We start from the raw sequence: 12,204 nt of genomic DNA, 5'->3' as shown, positions 1-12,204 counted from the left end.
GGCGTGGGGGCAGGGGGCGCGAGGACATTGAAGCCCTCCAGCAGCGCCCGGCAGTCCGCGCACCCGGCCGCGTGCGCCACCAGCTCCGGGGGCAACGGGCCGTCCATGCAGTCCCCAAGGCGATCCAAGACGCGTTCGCACTCGGGCGTCATTCCGCGGTCTCCTGATGAAGCGGGGCGAGCAGCTCGCGCAGGCGCGCATAGCCGCGGTGGGCGCGGACCTTCACCGCGCTCTCGGTGAGGCCCAGGGCCTCTGCAATCTCTGCGAAGCCCATGCCTTCGAAGCGGTGCATGAGGATGGGCAGGCGCTGGCCCTCCGGAAGCTGCGCCAGGGCGCGTTGCACCGCGCGCTCCAGGCCCGCGTCGCGGGGCTCCGGCGTGTCGGCCACGGCGGTGAGGGGCAGCTCCCCCTCCGGCGTCAGGTCCTCCGGCCGGCGGTGGCGGCGCGCATGGTCCCGCGCGGCGTTGGTGGCGATGGCGTACAGCCACGGCCGGACCCGGGCCCCCTCCTGGTAGCGGCCCCGGGAGCGCACCAGGGACAGGAACGTCAGCTGGGCCAGGTCCTCCGCGGTGGCGGGGCTGCCCGTCAGCCGCGCCAGGTAGCCCTGGATGGGGCGCGCGTAGCGCTGGAACAGGGCGTCGAACGCGGGCGCATCCCCCTGGCAGAACCGCTCCATCAACACCTCGTCCGGGTCCCCGGCGCTCTCCGACCGTGCCGGCATGTCACCGGTACGCACGGGCGCGGCGGGAGGTTTCACGGAAGGGACGGGAGGGCTCACGGGCGGGGCGGACTCTACCCCTGCTCAGGACGCAACGGAGGCCCGCAGGTGGGTCAGCCACTCCTCGAACGCGGGGTGACCGTGCAGGGGCGCCAGGTCCTCGTCGGACGCGGCGTAGCTCGCGTCATTGAAGCCCAGGGCCTGCGCGCGCTGGAGCAGGCGCACCGCGTCCGGCACGTTGCCCGCGCGGGCGAAGGCACAGGCCGCGTCGTAGGCGATGCCCGAATCGGGCGCGTGGCGCAGCGCCGTTTCTCCCACCGCCGCGGCCTCCGAATAGGCGCCCCGGATGAACAGCGCCCGCTCCGCGCACCGGAACGCCGCCGCCGGGTCCACGCCCGGCAGCCGCAGCGCCTCCGGCACCTGGCCCAGGCGGATGAGCGCACCCGCGTACTCGTGCATCACGGTGCGGTCCTGCGACTCGCCCCACGCCTGCTTCCAGTAGCCCACCGCCCGGGCGTCGTCGCCCACCAGCGAGAAGGCCGCCGCCACCGCGTGCATCTCCACCGGCTGGCCCTGCACCTGGGAGAAGTGGTCCAGCGCGGGCCGCCCGTGGCCCTGCTTCAGCGCCACCCAGCCCAGCAGATAGTGCGTCCGGCTGGTGAGGCTCGCCGACAGCCCCTCGGTCTCCAGGAGCTGCTGGCCCAGCCGCCACGCGTCGTCCAGCCGGTCCTCGCGCAGCGCCCGCTGGGCCTCGCGCAGCCCCTCGGCCTTCGGACCTTCGGCCTCCTTGTCGTCGGTGCGCGCGCGCATCGCGTCCGTCAGCACGCGGAACGCCTGGAAGCCGAACATGGCGAAGAGGACCGCGGCGAACAGCTGCCCGCTCTTGACGCCCAGGAGGACCAGCCCCACGCACAGGCCCAGGGCCAGCACGTGGGACACGATGAAGCCCCGGCGCCCGAACATCCGCGTGGCGAGCGCCGTGCTGATGTGGCCGCCGTCCAGCGGGGGCACGGGCAGCAGGTTGAACACCGTCCACAGCATGTTCGCGTAGAAGAAGTTGCCCAGGAAGAAGTCCGCCATCTCCCAGCGTCCCCGCACCTGCATCAGCACCGCCCAGCTGAGGACGCCCAGCGTCAGCCCCGCCAGCGGGCCCGCGAAGCTGCTCACCACGTCCTTGTGCCAGGGCAGGGGCGTGTCCGTGTTGGGCCGGGTGACGCCGCCCAGGAACACCAGCTCCACGCTCGGCTTGTAGCCGAAGACGCGGAAGGCCACCGCGTGCCCCAGTTCATGGACGAGCACGGAGACGAAGACGATGAACATCCACGCGAGCACGTAGGACGCCACCGCGCCCATGTAGCCCGGGCTGCCGGGGTCGGTCAGCCGGTCCCCCAGCCAGCCGGCACTCGAGCCCCGGCCGGGCTGCGGCAGGGACTGGTAGGCGAGCACCGCGGAGAAGAGCAGGTGACTCATGTGGACGTGGACGGGGACGCTCCCGAGCCGGAAACGGAACATGGGGAGGGACCTTAATCGTTGGACCCCACCCGCGCAGGGTCGATCGCAGCCCTTGCGCTCTTCTGTTCCCGGTCGCCGGGTTAGGGTGTCGCCGCCATGTTGAAGCTGGGTCCCTACACGCTGCCGAACCCCTACATCCTCGCGCCCATGGCGGGCGTGAGCGAGCGCCCCTTTCGCGTCATCGCCTTCCGGCTGGGCGCCGCCCTCTGCCCCACGGAGCTCGTGAGTGCCCAGGGCCTGATGCGCCAGAACCAGCGCACGCTCAAGTACCTGCGCTACGACGCCCAGGTGGAGCAGCCCTACGCGCTCCAGATTTTCGGAGGCGAACCGGAGGCCATGGCGCTGGCGGCCCAGGTGGGCAAGGCCGCGGGCGCGCAAATCATCGACATCAACATGGGCTGCCCGGTGAAGAAGGTGGTGCGCAACGGCGCCGGCAGCGGCCTCTTGTGCGACGTGCCCCGCGCGGCGGCCATCGTCCGCGCCATCGGCGACGCCACCGGCCTGCCCGTCACCTGCAAAATCCGCTCGGGCTGGGACGACAAGACGCTCAACTACCTCCAGGTGGCGGAGGCGCTGCAGGAGGCCGGCTGCGCGGGGCTCGCCATGCACGCGCGCACCCGCGCCCAGGGCTATTCGGGCCGAGCGGACTGGTCCCTCATCGCGGACTTGAAGCGCCACTTCCCGGAGCTGCCCATCATGGGCAACGGGGACGTGAAGACGGTGGAGGACGCCCACCGCATGCTGGACGCCACCGGCTGCGACTTCGTGATGATTGGCCGGGGCGCCCTGGGCAACCCGTGGCTCTTCCGCGAACTGACGGGAGGCCCCCCGGCGACGCCCGAGGAGCGCTGTGAGCTGGTGCTGGAGCACGTCCGGGCCCACGCGGAGTTCGTCGGCGACCCCCTGACAGCAGTGCGCTCCTTCCGCCGGCACCTGGCCTGGTACGCCCACGGCCTCAAGGGCGCGGCGCACTTCCGCTCGGAGGTGAACCAGCTCGACTCACCCCAGGCGGTGGAGGACAGCGTGCGCCGCTTCTTCGCGGGCGCGGACACCGACCCCACGGCCCCTTCCGAGGAGCCGGAGGTGGACTACCGGGCCGCGCTGGGCTGAGCGCCGGTGGCGGTAGCAGGGGCCGGCGGCACCAGCACGCGCCCCGTGGCCACGGTGCGGAAGTAGTCGCAGGCCGGGGTGGGGTGGCGCTCCAGCGTGTCGAAGTCGACGCGGTAGAGGCCGAAGCGCGGGCCCCAGCCCTCCAGCCACTCGAAGTTATCCAGCAGGCTCCAGTAGAGGTAGCCCTGGACGTCCACGCCCTGCTCGCGCGCGGCCAGCACCTGGCCCAGGTGCGCGTGGAGGTACTCCGGCCGCACCGTCCCCTTGCGGTCGTCGATGCCGTTCTCCGTCACCCACACCGGCTTGCCGTAGCGCTTCACCTCCTGGAGCAGCTGGAGGAAGCCCTCGGGGCGCTGCTCCCAGCCGATGTCGGTGAGGCCGCGCGCGTCCGGGTCCCGGTACTTGAAGTCGATGAAGGGCGGGCGCGGCATGAAGCGCAGGTGCGCGCGCGTGTAGTAGTTGACGCCCACGAACTCCACGGAGTCGCGCGCCTCCGGGATGCGCACGTCCGTGGAGGCCACGCCCGGCATGAAGACGCGCAGGTGGCCGGTGGACAGCGCCTCGTGGAACGCGTGGTTGTAGGCCGGGGCCGCCAGCCTCACCAGCGAGCGGTCCAGCGGATGCCACCAGCGGTCCGGCGCGAACGACAGCATGTTCTGGGAGATGCCCAGCTCCACGCGGCCCAGGCGCTGACCCAGCTCCTCGCGTGCGATGGCGTGCGCGCGCACCAGGTTCCCGAGCGCCGCCATCGTCTTCGCTCCATCCGTGATGCCCGGAGGCATCAGGCCCTGGAGGTAGCCGCCCAACAAGAGGACCATCGGTTCGTTGAAGGAGATGACGAGCGCGTCCAGCCCCTCCAACAGGGGCGCGCACCGCCGGACGTACTGGCGGAACGCCTCCAGGCTCTCCGGGAGGTGCCAGGGCGTGGACGCGTGGAACCACGTGGGGTGGGTGAAGTGATGGAGCGTCACCACCGGCCGCAACCCGTACGCGCGAAGCCGCAGGAGCCGCTCGCGGTACGCCTCCAGCGCCTTCGCGTCGAACTGGCCGCGCGTAGGTTCGATGCGCGCCCACTCCAGCGACAGGCGGAACGCGGTGGCCCCCACGGCCTTCGCCAGGGCGTAGTCCTCCTCGTAGCGGTGCCAGTGGTCCACCGCGAGTCCGCAGCGGGCGTGGGGCTCCTTCAACTTCCCCTGCCGCTCCCATTGGGCCCAGTCGTTCTCGATGCCGCCCTCCACCTGGTACGCGGAGGTGGCGACGCCGAAGGTGAAGGACGCGGGGAAGTGGAGCGGGCCAGTGCGCATGCGGGCGCGAACCGTAGGCCGACGCTTCGGGGACGGGAAGCGACGCGAGGAGCACGCGCGGATGCGCTGCAGTGGACATCCAGACCTGTAGCGCGGGCCCGCATAACGCTTCCGGAGCCGGAAATTAGCCTCCGCACGCGATGCGCTCGGGACCCGGAAGTGACCGCCACGAACGGTTGGAAGCGCGGAGCGCCTAGAAATCGGCCTCGCCGCGCACTGCAATACATCACCATGCGTTGACACACTGGCATGTCGCCCGTACCATTCAGTTCAAGCACTCACGTTCAATCCATGGTGGGTGCAGGGCTCGCGTCACCGCGGGCCTCAACTCTGAACGGAGGATTCCGATGGCCGCGAAGAAGAAGACCGCGAAGAAGGCCGCGACGAAGAAGAGCGCGACGAAGAAGACGGCCCGCAAGGCCCCTGCCGCGAAGCGCGGTACGGCCAAGAAGGCCCCCGCGAAGAAGGCGGCCCGCAAGGCCCCGGCTCGCAAGACGACCCGCAAGAGCGCCAGCAAGGCCGCTGCGGCCCCGGCGACCCCGGAGTCCTGAAGTAGGGCGTCATGACGGACGTCGGTTGACGTCCAGTGAACGGCTCGGCGAAACCCGCCGGGCCGTTTTTCTTTTTGCGGGCTGGGGCTTCGCTGTCCCCACCCGTCCGGGAGGGGCCGCCATGTCGCTGCGTCCGGTGGAGTTCGAAGAGGTGGTGGCGGAGGTGGCGTCCCGGCTCGTGGGCGCGGTGGCGCAGAAGGCGTGGTGCCCGCTTCCCCGCCTGGCCTACCTGGAGCTGCGAGTCCCCGGGAAGTCGGTGGTGCTGTGCCTGTGCGCGGAAGGGGAGCTGTCGCGCCTGTCCGTCGCCGAGGACCGCTTCCCCACGCCGGGCGAACCCGCCCCCTTCCAGCGCTGGCTGCGCCAGGAGCTCACCGGCTTCAAGCTCCAGGGCGCGCGCTACCTGGAGCCGTCCCGCACGGTGGTCCTGGAGTTTGATCGCGAAGCCGTGCGCCGCCGGCTGGTGCTGGAGGTGGGCTCGCCGGGCGGATTGCTCCTCCTGAGCGACAACCACCGGGTGCTGATGCTCACCGGTGAAGGCTTCGGCGCCCGGAGGAATCTCTACCCTGGAGCGCAGTGGACGCCGCCGGAGCCCGTGTCCGACGAGGCGCTGGCGAAGGGGCGCGCACAGCCCTCGCGCCTGGAGGTCCAGGAGGCGGACCCGCTGCCGAAGCTGCAGGCCGCGGAGCGGGTGCTCGGGCAGAAGGACCGCACCAGCCGTGCGGACACCATCCGCCGCAGGCTCGCACAGCCGTACCGGGCGCGGCTGAAGCGCTCTTCAAGGACGCTGGAGAAGGTGCGAGCCGAGGCCGCGAGAGGCCCGGAGGCGGAGAAGCACCGCGAGGTGGGGGAGCTGCTCGCGCAGAACCTGCACCGCATCAAGCGGGGCACGACCCAGGTGACGCTCACCGCGTACACCGAGGCCGGCATGGAGGAGGTCCCGGTGAAGCTGGACCCGAAGCGCACCCCGAAGGAGGAGGCGGACTGGCACTTCCACCAGTACCGCCGGCTCCTGCGCGGCGTGGAGACGGCCCGCCACCGCGAGGCGGAGCTCGCGCGCGAGGTGGCGCACGCGCAGGTGGCGCTCCAGCAGATCGAGGCGATGGACGGCGCCGCGCTGCTCGCGCAGGTGGAGGTCCTCCAGGTGTCCGCGGGGGAGGAGGGCCCGAAGGAGGGGCTCCCCTTCAAGGAGTACGTGGGCCACGGCGGCGCGCGCATCTGGGTGGGGCGCGGCGCGGAGGACAACGACGCGCTCACCTTCAAGGTGGCGAGGCCCTGGCACATCTGGTTGCACGCGCGCGGCCTGCCGGGCAGCCACGTGGTGGTGCCGCTGGAGAAGAACGGGGAGGTGGCGCAGGAGGTGCTGCTGGACGCGGCGCACCTGGCGCTGCACCACTCGGGGGCGAAGGGCGAGCCGCGCGGCGAGGTCAGCTACATGCCGGTGAAGTTCGTGCGCAAGCTGAAGGGCGCCCCGCCCGGACAGGTGACGTACGCGCGGGAGAAGACCTTCGTGGTGCGCATGGAGCCGGAGCGGCTGGAGCGGCTGCTCAAGTCGCGCCACGGAGAACCCGTGCTGTCCTGAAGGGCAGGCAAGCGCGGGGGCGACGACACGCGACGACACGCCCGGGACGGAAACGACCCGGGGGCATCACGCGCTGCGTGTGGGCGGGGTCGACGGGCAGACGGGCGTGCCCCCCCTGGCCTTGAGTCCGGGGAAGTGCCGGGTACGATGCCCTCCGCGTGACGCCCGAGTTCTTCCACCACCAGATGTCCCTGTTCCCGCGTGGCACGTCCGCGGAGCGCGCCGCCGTTCCCGCGCAGCGGGCCCCCGAAGGCCCCGCGCCCCTGCCGCCGCGCAACCGCGTCGTGGAGGAAGCGCCGCGCGTCCTCACCACGACGCGCGAGGAGCTGTGGACGCGCGCGGAGTCGCTCGCGTGGCGCCTGAGCGCGAACCTGGGCATGCCGGTGCGCCTGGCGGTGACGGACAACCGCTCCACCATGGTGTCCTTCCGCCGGGGCTCGCAGGTGCTCCAGCTGCGGTTGCACCACATGTTCCTGGACGCGCCGGAGTCCGTGGTGCGCGCGGTGGCGGACTACGCGGGCCGGGGACACCGGGCCGCGGGCGGCCTCCTGGACGAGTACATCCGGGGACAGCAGCCGCTCATCCGCCAGCTTCGCCGGGAATCCGACGCGGAGCTGAACCCGCTGGGCCGCTGCTTCGACCTGCGCGCGCTCTACAACGGCGTCAACGAGGCCTACTTCCAGAACGGCATCCAGGCGCGCATCGGCTGGGGCCGCATGCCCCCCCGCCGGCGCCGCAAGTCCATCCGCCTGGGCGTCTACGACCACCAGACGCGGGAGATCCGCATCCACCCCGCGTTGGACCGGCCGGAGGTGCCTGCCTTCTTCGTGGAGTTCATCGTCTTCCACGAGATGCTCCACCAGCTGTTCCCCAGCAGCGGCCGCACCGGCCGGCGCGTGCACCACCCGCGCGCCTTCCGCGAGCGCGAGCGCACCTACCCGCACTACGGCGCCGCGCTGCGTTGGGAGCGCGAGAACCTGGGCACGCTGTTGCGCGGCTGAGCGCACGCCGAGCGACCTGGACATTTACTGGTTTACCTGTGCGGACGCCTCGTGTGCGTGCTTGACCCAGGTGCGGCGGACACCGGATGTTCGCGCCCTATGCGACGAGCAAAGATTGTCTGCACCCTCGGTCCCGCCAGTCAGACCCCGGAGATGTTGGAAGCGCTGCTGGAGGCCGGCATGGACGTGGCCCGGCTCAACTTCTCCCACGGCAGCCACGAGCAGCATCAGGCGAACATCGACATGCTGCGCGCGGCCTCGCTGAAGGTGCGCAAGGCCGTCGGCATCCTGGGCGACCTGCAGGGCCCCAAGATTCGGACCGGCCGCTTCGTCACCGGCAGCACGGAGCTCAAGCACGGCGCCACCTTCCACATCACCACGGATGAGACGGTGAAGGGCACGGATGAGATCGTGTCCACCACGTACCCGCACCTGGCCGCGGACGTGAACCCGGGTGACCGCATCCTCCTGGACGACGGCCTGCTGGAGCTGCGCGTCGTGGAGACGGACAAGAAGCAGCTCATCAAGACGGAGGTCATCCACGGCGGCACGCTGAAGAACAACAAGGGCATCAACCTGCCCGGCGTGGCGGTGCGCGCGGACGCGCTGACGCCCAAGGACCGCGAGGACCTCATCTTCGGCCTCAAGGCGGGCGTGGACTACATCGCGCTGTCCTTCGTGCGCCAGCCGTCGGACCTGGACGCGGCCCGTCAGGCCATGGCGGAGGTGGGCCGCACGGTGCCCATCATCTCCAAGCTGGAGAAGCCGGAGGCCATCGCGCGCCTGGATGCCATCCTCGACAAGACGGACGGCGTGATGGTGGCCCGAGGCGACCTGGGCGTGGAGATTCCCCCGGAAGAAGTCCCGGCCGTCCAGAAGGACATCATCCGGCGCTCCAACCTGCGCGGCCTGCCCGTCATCGTGGCCACGCAGATGCTCAACTCGATGATCGACAACCCGCGCCCTACCCGCGCGGAGGCCAGCGACGTGGCCAACGCCGTCTACGACGGCGCGGACGCGCTGATGCTCTCGGGCGAGACGGCGAGCGGCAAGTTCCCCGTGGACTCCGTGCAGATGATGGAGCGCATCATCCTGGCGGCCGAGTCCTCCGTCCGCGCGCAGTACCTCCCGCGCGCGATTGAGGCCCCGCTGGGTCTGCCGCTGCACTTCCCGGACGTCATCGCGCGCGTGGCGTGCGAGGCGGCGAAGGCGAGCGGTGCCACGCTCATCGCGGCCTTCACGCTGTCCGGTGTGACGGCGCGGCTGCTGGCGCACTACCGGCCCACGGTGCCCATCGTCGCCTTCAGCCCGAACCAGGAAGTGCGCCGCCGCCTGTCGCTGCTCTGGGGCGTGGTGCCGCGCGTGCTGGAGCCCATCCAGGAGACGGAGACCATGCTGCGCCGCGTGGAGGAGGAGCTTGTCTCCCGAGGCCTCGCGCGCCGCGGGGACCGCATCGTGGTGGTGTTCGGAGCGCCGGTGGGCCAGCCCGGGAAGATCAACAGCCTCCGGCTGCACACCATCAGCGCCTGATTCAGCGTGTTACGTCGGGCCCTGCTTCTTGAGGGCCCGGCGTGGAATCTCCGCCTCGACGAAGATGGCGAAGAGGCCCGGGTCCAACTGCCCGGAGCCCGCCTCCTTCTTGAGGATGTCGAGCGCGAGCGTGTGCGGCACGGCCTTCTTGTAGGGCCGGTCGCTCGCGGTGAGCGCGTCGTAGATGTCGCAGATGGACATCATCCGGGACTGCACGGGGATGGTGCGGTCCGGGATGGCGCGCGGGTAGCCGGTGCCGTCCAGCTTCTCATGGTGCGCGTAGGCAATCTCAGGCACGCGGCGCAGGGCGCGCGTCCAGGGAATCTGAGACAGGAAGCGGTACGTGTGGTCGACGTGGCTCTCGATTTCGCGGCGCTCCTCCGGGGAGAGGGTGCCGCGGGTGATGGAGAGGGATTGGATTTCAGCGGGCAGCAGCAGCGGTTGCCCATGGTCATGCGCGTCGGTGTACGAAAGCTTTCCCAATTCCAGCAGCCGCTCGAAGTTGCCCTGCGCGAGCACCGTGGGCTTGTTGCAGGTGAGCAGGAAGCCCATCACCTCATCCAATTGAGCCAGCTCGTGGGCCAGCCGCGCGTCCTCCTCCTGGTGGATGGCGGGCAGGGCGGCCAGGCCGCGCACTTCCACGGAGGCGAGGCGGCGGCGGGAGCTCTGGAGCTGCAGGTCCTTGCGAGCGAGCTGGAAGCGGGCGCGCAGGCTGTCCAGCTCATGCGGGTAGAGCTTCTCCGCCTTGACGAGCACGTTCTCGCGCACGCCCACCTTGCCGAAGTCGTGCAGGAGCGAGGCGTACCGCAGCTCCTGGAGCTCCACGGCGGAGAAGCGCGTGTGGGCATAGGGGCCGGTGGTGTGGTGCTCCAGGGCCTGGGCGAGCGACACGGTGAGGTCGGCGACGCGGCCGGAGTGGCCCGCGGTGGACGGGTCGCGCGCTTCGATGGCGACGACGGACGCGGAGACGAAGCCCTCGAAGAGGCGGTTGATCTCCTCGTGGAGGAGGGCGTTCTCGATGGCGCCCGCGGCCTGGGCGCCCAGGGCGAGGAGCAGCTCCTCGTCCTCGGCGTCGAACACGAGCCCGCCGCGCTTGTTGAGGGCCTGGATGACGCCGGTGACGTCCCCGTTGGCGTCGCGCATGGGGACGCAGAGGATGGTGTGGGTGCGGTAGCCGCTGGAGACGTCGAAGGTGCTGTTGAAGCGCGAGTCGGCGTAGGCGTCGGGGATGTTGATGACGGCGCCGGTGTGGGCGACCTGGCCGGCGATGCCGCTGCCCATGGGGAGCCGGATTTCGTTCTTGGAGCCCTGGGCGACCTTGCTCCACAGCTCCTCGCGCTCGCGGTCCAGGATGAAGAGCGAGCAGCGGTCCGACTCCACGACCTTGCTGGCCTCATAGAGGATGAGGGGCAGGAGCAGGTCGAGGTCCCGCTCGGCGCTCATCGCCTTGGCGACATCCAGGATGGACGTCAGCTTGGCCAGTCGGCGGGACAGGTTGGGGGACGCGGGCACGGACTGGGGAAGCACCGAGGCGGGCTCCGTGGGATGCGGCGGACCGCCGCGTTGCCCCAGGGTTGTAGCACGCAGCGTGTCGCGGTCGCCCGGGCCCCCCACCTGGCAGGTCGCCCTGTGTCAGGCAGGCTTCTGTCCAGCCGTGCGGAGGTACCGGGTCCGTCCGGAAGCGACTATGAAGCGCCGCCATGACCCGCCCCGTCCGCATCTCTCCGTCGCTGCTTTCCTGTGATTTCAGCCGTCTGGCCGAAGAGGTCCGCGCCATCGAGGCCGCCGGAGCGGACTGGATTCACGTGGATGTCATGGATGGCAGGTTCGTCCCCAACATCACGTTGGGGCCGGTGATCGTGGAGGCCATCAAGCGGGTGGCGACGAAGCCGTTGGACGTCCACCTGATGATCGTGGAGCCGGAGAAGTACGTGGAGGCCTTCGCGAAGGCGGGGGCGGACGTGCTGACGGTGCACCAGGAGGCGAGCCCGCACCTGCACCGCACGCTCCAGCAGATCCGTCAGGCGGGGGCGAAGCCGGCGGTGGTGGTGAACCCGGGCACGCCGCTGGTGGTGCTGGAGGAGGTGCTGGGGGAGGTGGAGATGGTGCTGTTGATGAGCGTGAACCCGGGCTTCGGGGGGCAGTCGTTCATCGAGTCGACGGTGGATCGGGTCCGCCGGCTGCGCGCGATGTTGGACGCGCGCGGGCTGGACGTGGACATCGAGGTGGACGGCGGCATCAACGCGCAGACGGCGAAGCGCGTGGTGGACGCGGGGGCGACGGTGCTGGTGGCCGGCAGCTACGTGTTCGGCTCGAAGGACTACGCGGCGGCCATCCGCTCGCTGCGGCCCTGAGGCCGCGGGCGGCGGCTCAGGCGGCGCGGCTGTGGGTGACGGCGGTGGCGAGCCGGGCGACGCGGGTCATGAAGGTGGGGTCGAACGGCTTCACTTCGTAGTCGTCGGCGCCCAGCTCGAAGCACACGTGGCGGGTGAACTGGTCCTCCACGCCGCTGAGGATGATGACCTTGCAGTCGCGGGTGGCGGGGTCCTTCTTGAGCTGCGCGAGCAGGTCGCGCCCGTCCTGGTGCTGGTTCAGATCCAGGATGATGACGGCGGGGTGGTGCTGGCGGGCCAGCTCCATCACGTGTTCGGAGGTCGTGTCGGACACGCACACGAGGCCGGAGCGCTTGGCTTCCCGGGCGAGTGCGGAGACGAGGAGGGGCTCATCATCCGAGATGAGGACGGTGGGGGGCGTCATGGTCCTCTTGGGGGGAAACAAGGGGGGATCAGCGTGTGACACCCTGGAACTACAGGAACTCCTGGATCTTGTGAAGAGGGTGAACATTGTCCCGTCCTGAAGGGTAGGTAGGACAACAGGCGGGGGGGCGCTGGGGGAGGTG

The 12,204-nt window shown here is 70.7% G+C and carries 11 protein-coding genes; 6 read left to right on the top strand and 5 right to left on the bottom strand.

Features of this window, described 5'->3' with window-relative positions; translation table 11 throughout:
* Positions 1-148: 148 nt before the first annotated feature.
* Both D7X12_RS32705 and D7X12_RS32700 read right to left on the bottom strand, forming a co-directional pair.
* Positions 149-778, bottom strand: a complete 630-nt coding sequence (locus D7X12_RS32705) for an RNA polymerase sigma factor (RefSeq protein WP_244224924.1) — start codon at positions 776-778, stop codon at positions 149-151.
* A 24-nt stretch (positions 779-802) separates the two neighbouring features.
* On the bottom strand, positions 803-2,230 hold the full coding sequence (locus D7X12_RS32700) for a site-2 protease family protein (RefSeq protein ID WP_120629150.1): 1,428 nt from the start codon (positions 2,228-2,230) through the stop codon (positions 803-805).
* 96 nt (positions 2,231-2,326) lie between these two features.
* On the opposite strand from D7X12_RS32700, the gene dusB reads away from it, so the two are divergent.
* Complete coding sequence (gene dusB, locus D7X12_RS32695; protein ID WP_120629149.1) at positions 2,327-3,340, top strand: tRNA dihydrouridine synthase DusB; 1,014 nt, start codon at positions 2,327-2,329, stop codon at positions 3,338-3,340.
* Here dusB and D7X12_RS32690 read toward each other — a convergent pair.
* Positions 3,319-4,644, bottom strand: coding sequence for a glycoside hydrolase family 1 protein (locus tag D7X12_RS32690; protein WP_120629148.1), 1,326 nt, complete (start codon positions 4,642-4,644; stop codon positions 3,319-3,321). The two genes, dusB and D7X12_RS32690, sit on opposite strands and share 22 nt — an antisense overlap.
* A gap of 347 nt (positions 4,645-4,991) precedes the next feature.
* Between D7X12_RS32690 and D7X12_RS32685 the strand changes: the two genes are divergently transcribed.
* The 4 genes from D7X12_RS32685 (at position 4,992) to pyk (ending at position 9,305) form a co-directional block, all read left to right on the top strand.
* On the top strand, positions 4,992-5,195 hold the full coding sequence (locus D7X12_RS32685) for an excinuclease ABC subunit A (protein ID WP_120612096.1): 204 nt from the start codon (positions 4,992-4,994) through the stop codon (positions 5,193-5,195).
* Positions 5,196-5,316: 121 nt separating this feature from the next.
* Positions 5,317-6,774, top strand: a complete 1,458-nt coding sequence (locus D7X12_RS32680) for an NFACT RNA binding domain-containing protein (RefSeq protein ID WP_120629147.1) — start codon at positions 5,317-5,319, stop codon at positions 6,772-6,774.
* 185 nt (positions 6,775-6,959) lie between these two features.
* Complete coding sequence (locus tag D7X12_RS32675) at positions 6,960-7,775, top strand: hypothetical protein (RefSeq protein WP_120629151.1); 816 nt, start codon at positions 6,960-6,962, stop codon at positions 7,773-7,775.
* Between the two features lie 99 nt (positions 7,776-7,874).
* The gene (gene pyk / locus D7X12_RS32670) at positions 7,875-9,305 is read left to right on the top strand and encodes a pyruvate kinase (RefSeq protein ID WP_120629146.1); all 1,431 of its coding nucleotides are present in this window, start codon (positions 7,875-7,877) and stop codon (positions 9,303-9,305) included.
* Between the two features lie 9 nt (positions 9,306-9,314).
* On the opposite strand, the gene D7X12_RS32665 is transcribed toward pyk, so the two are convergent.
* Positions 9,315-10,832 (bottom strand): HD family phosphohydrolase, encoded by a 1,518-nt coding sequence (locus tag D7X12_RS32665; protein WP_120629145.1) that lies wholly within the window; start codon positions 10,830-10,832, stop codon positions 9,315-9,317.
* Between the two features lie 173 nt (positions 10,833-11,005).
* Here D7X12_RS32665 and rpe point away from each other — a divergent pair, with 173 nt between their 5' ends.
* Positions 11,006-11,659: a ribulose-phosphate 3-epimerase gene (gene rpe / locus D7X12_RS32660; RefSeq protein WP_120629144.1), complete on the top strand. Its 654-nt coding sequence runs from the start codon at positions 11,006-11,008 to the stop codon at positions 11,657-11,659.
* A gap of 16 nt (positions 11,660-11,675) precedes the next feature.
* On the opposite strand, the gene D7X12_RS32655 is transcribed toward rpe, so the two are convergent.
* Complete coding sequence (locus tag D7X12_RS32655; RefSeq protein WP_120629143.1) at positions 11,676-12,062, bottom strand: response regulator; 387 nt, start codon at positions 12,060-12,062, stop codon at positions 11,676-11,678.
* Positions 12,063-12,204 lie beyond the last annotated feature (142 nt).

It is taken from the genome of Corallococcus sicarius (assembly GCF_003611735.1).
GTDB lineage: Bacteria > Myxococcota > Myxococcia > Myxococcales > Myxococcaceae > Corallococcus > Corallococcus sicarius.
The sequence above is the reverse complement of the archived record's forward strand: the minus strand, read 5'-3'. Positions and strand labels throughout refer to the sequence as shown.

Excerpts from the sequence above, each read along its gene's own strand:
- dusB (WP_120629149.1), top strand. The coding sequence starts at position 2,327 with ATGTTGAAGCTGGGTCCCTACACGCTGCCGAACCCCTACATCCTCGCG.
- D7X12_RS32675 (WP_120629151.1), top strand. The coding sequence starts at position 6,960 with ATGTCCCTGTTCCCGCGTGGCACGTCCGCGGAGCGCGCCGCCGTTCCC.
- rpe (WP_120629144.1), top strand. The coding sequence starts at position 11,006 with ATGACCCGCCCCGTCCGCATCTCTCCGTCGCTGCTTTCCTGTGATTTC.
- D7X12_RS32680 (WP_120629147.1), top strand. The coding sequence starts at position 5,317 with ATGTCGCTGCGTCCGGTGGAGTTCGAAGAGGTGGTGGCGGAGGTGGCG.
- D7X12_RS32690 (WP_120629148.1), bottom strand. The coding sequence starts at position 4,644 with ATGCGCACTGGCCCGCTCCACTTCCCCGCGTCCTTCACCTTCGGCGTC.
- D7X12_RS32685 (WP_120612096.1), top strand. The coding sequence starts at position 4,992 with ATGGCCGCGAAGAAGAAGACCGCGAAGAAGGCCGCGACGAAGAAGAGC.
- pyk (WP_120629146.1), top strand. The coding sequence starts at position 7,875 with ATGCGACGAGCAAAGATTGTCTGCACCCTCGGTCCCGCCAGTCAGACC.
- D7X12_RS32700 (WP_120629150.1), bottom strand. The coding sequence starts at position 2,230 with ATGTTCCGTTTCCGGCTCGGGAGCGTCCCCGTCCACGTCCACATGAGT.
- D7X12_RS32655 (WP_120629143.1), bottom strand. The coding sequence starts at position 12,062 with ATGACGCCCCCCACCGTCCTCATCTCGGATGATGAGCCCCTCCTCGTC.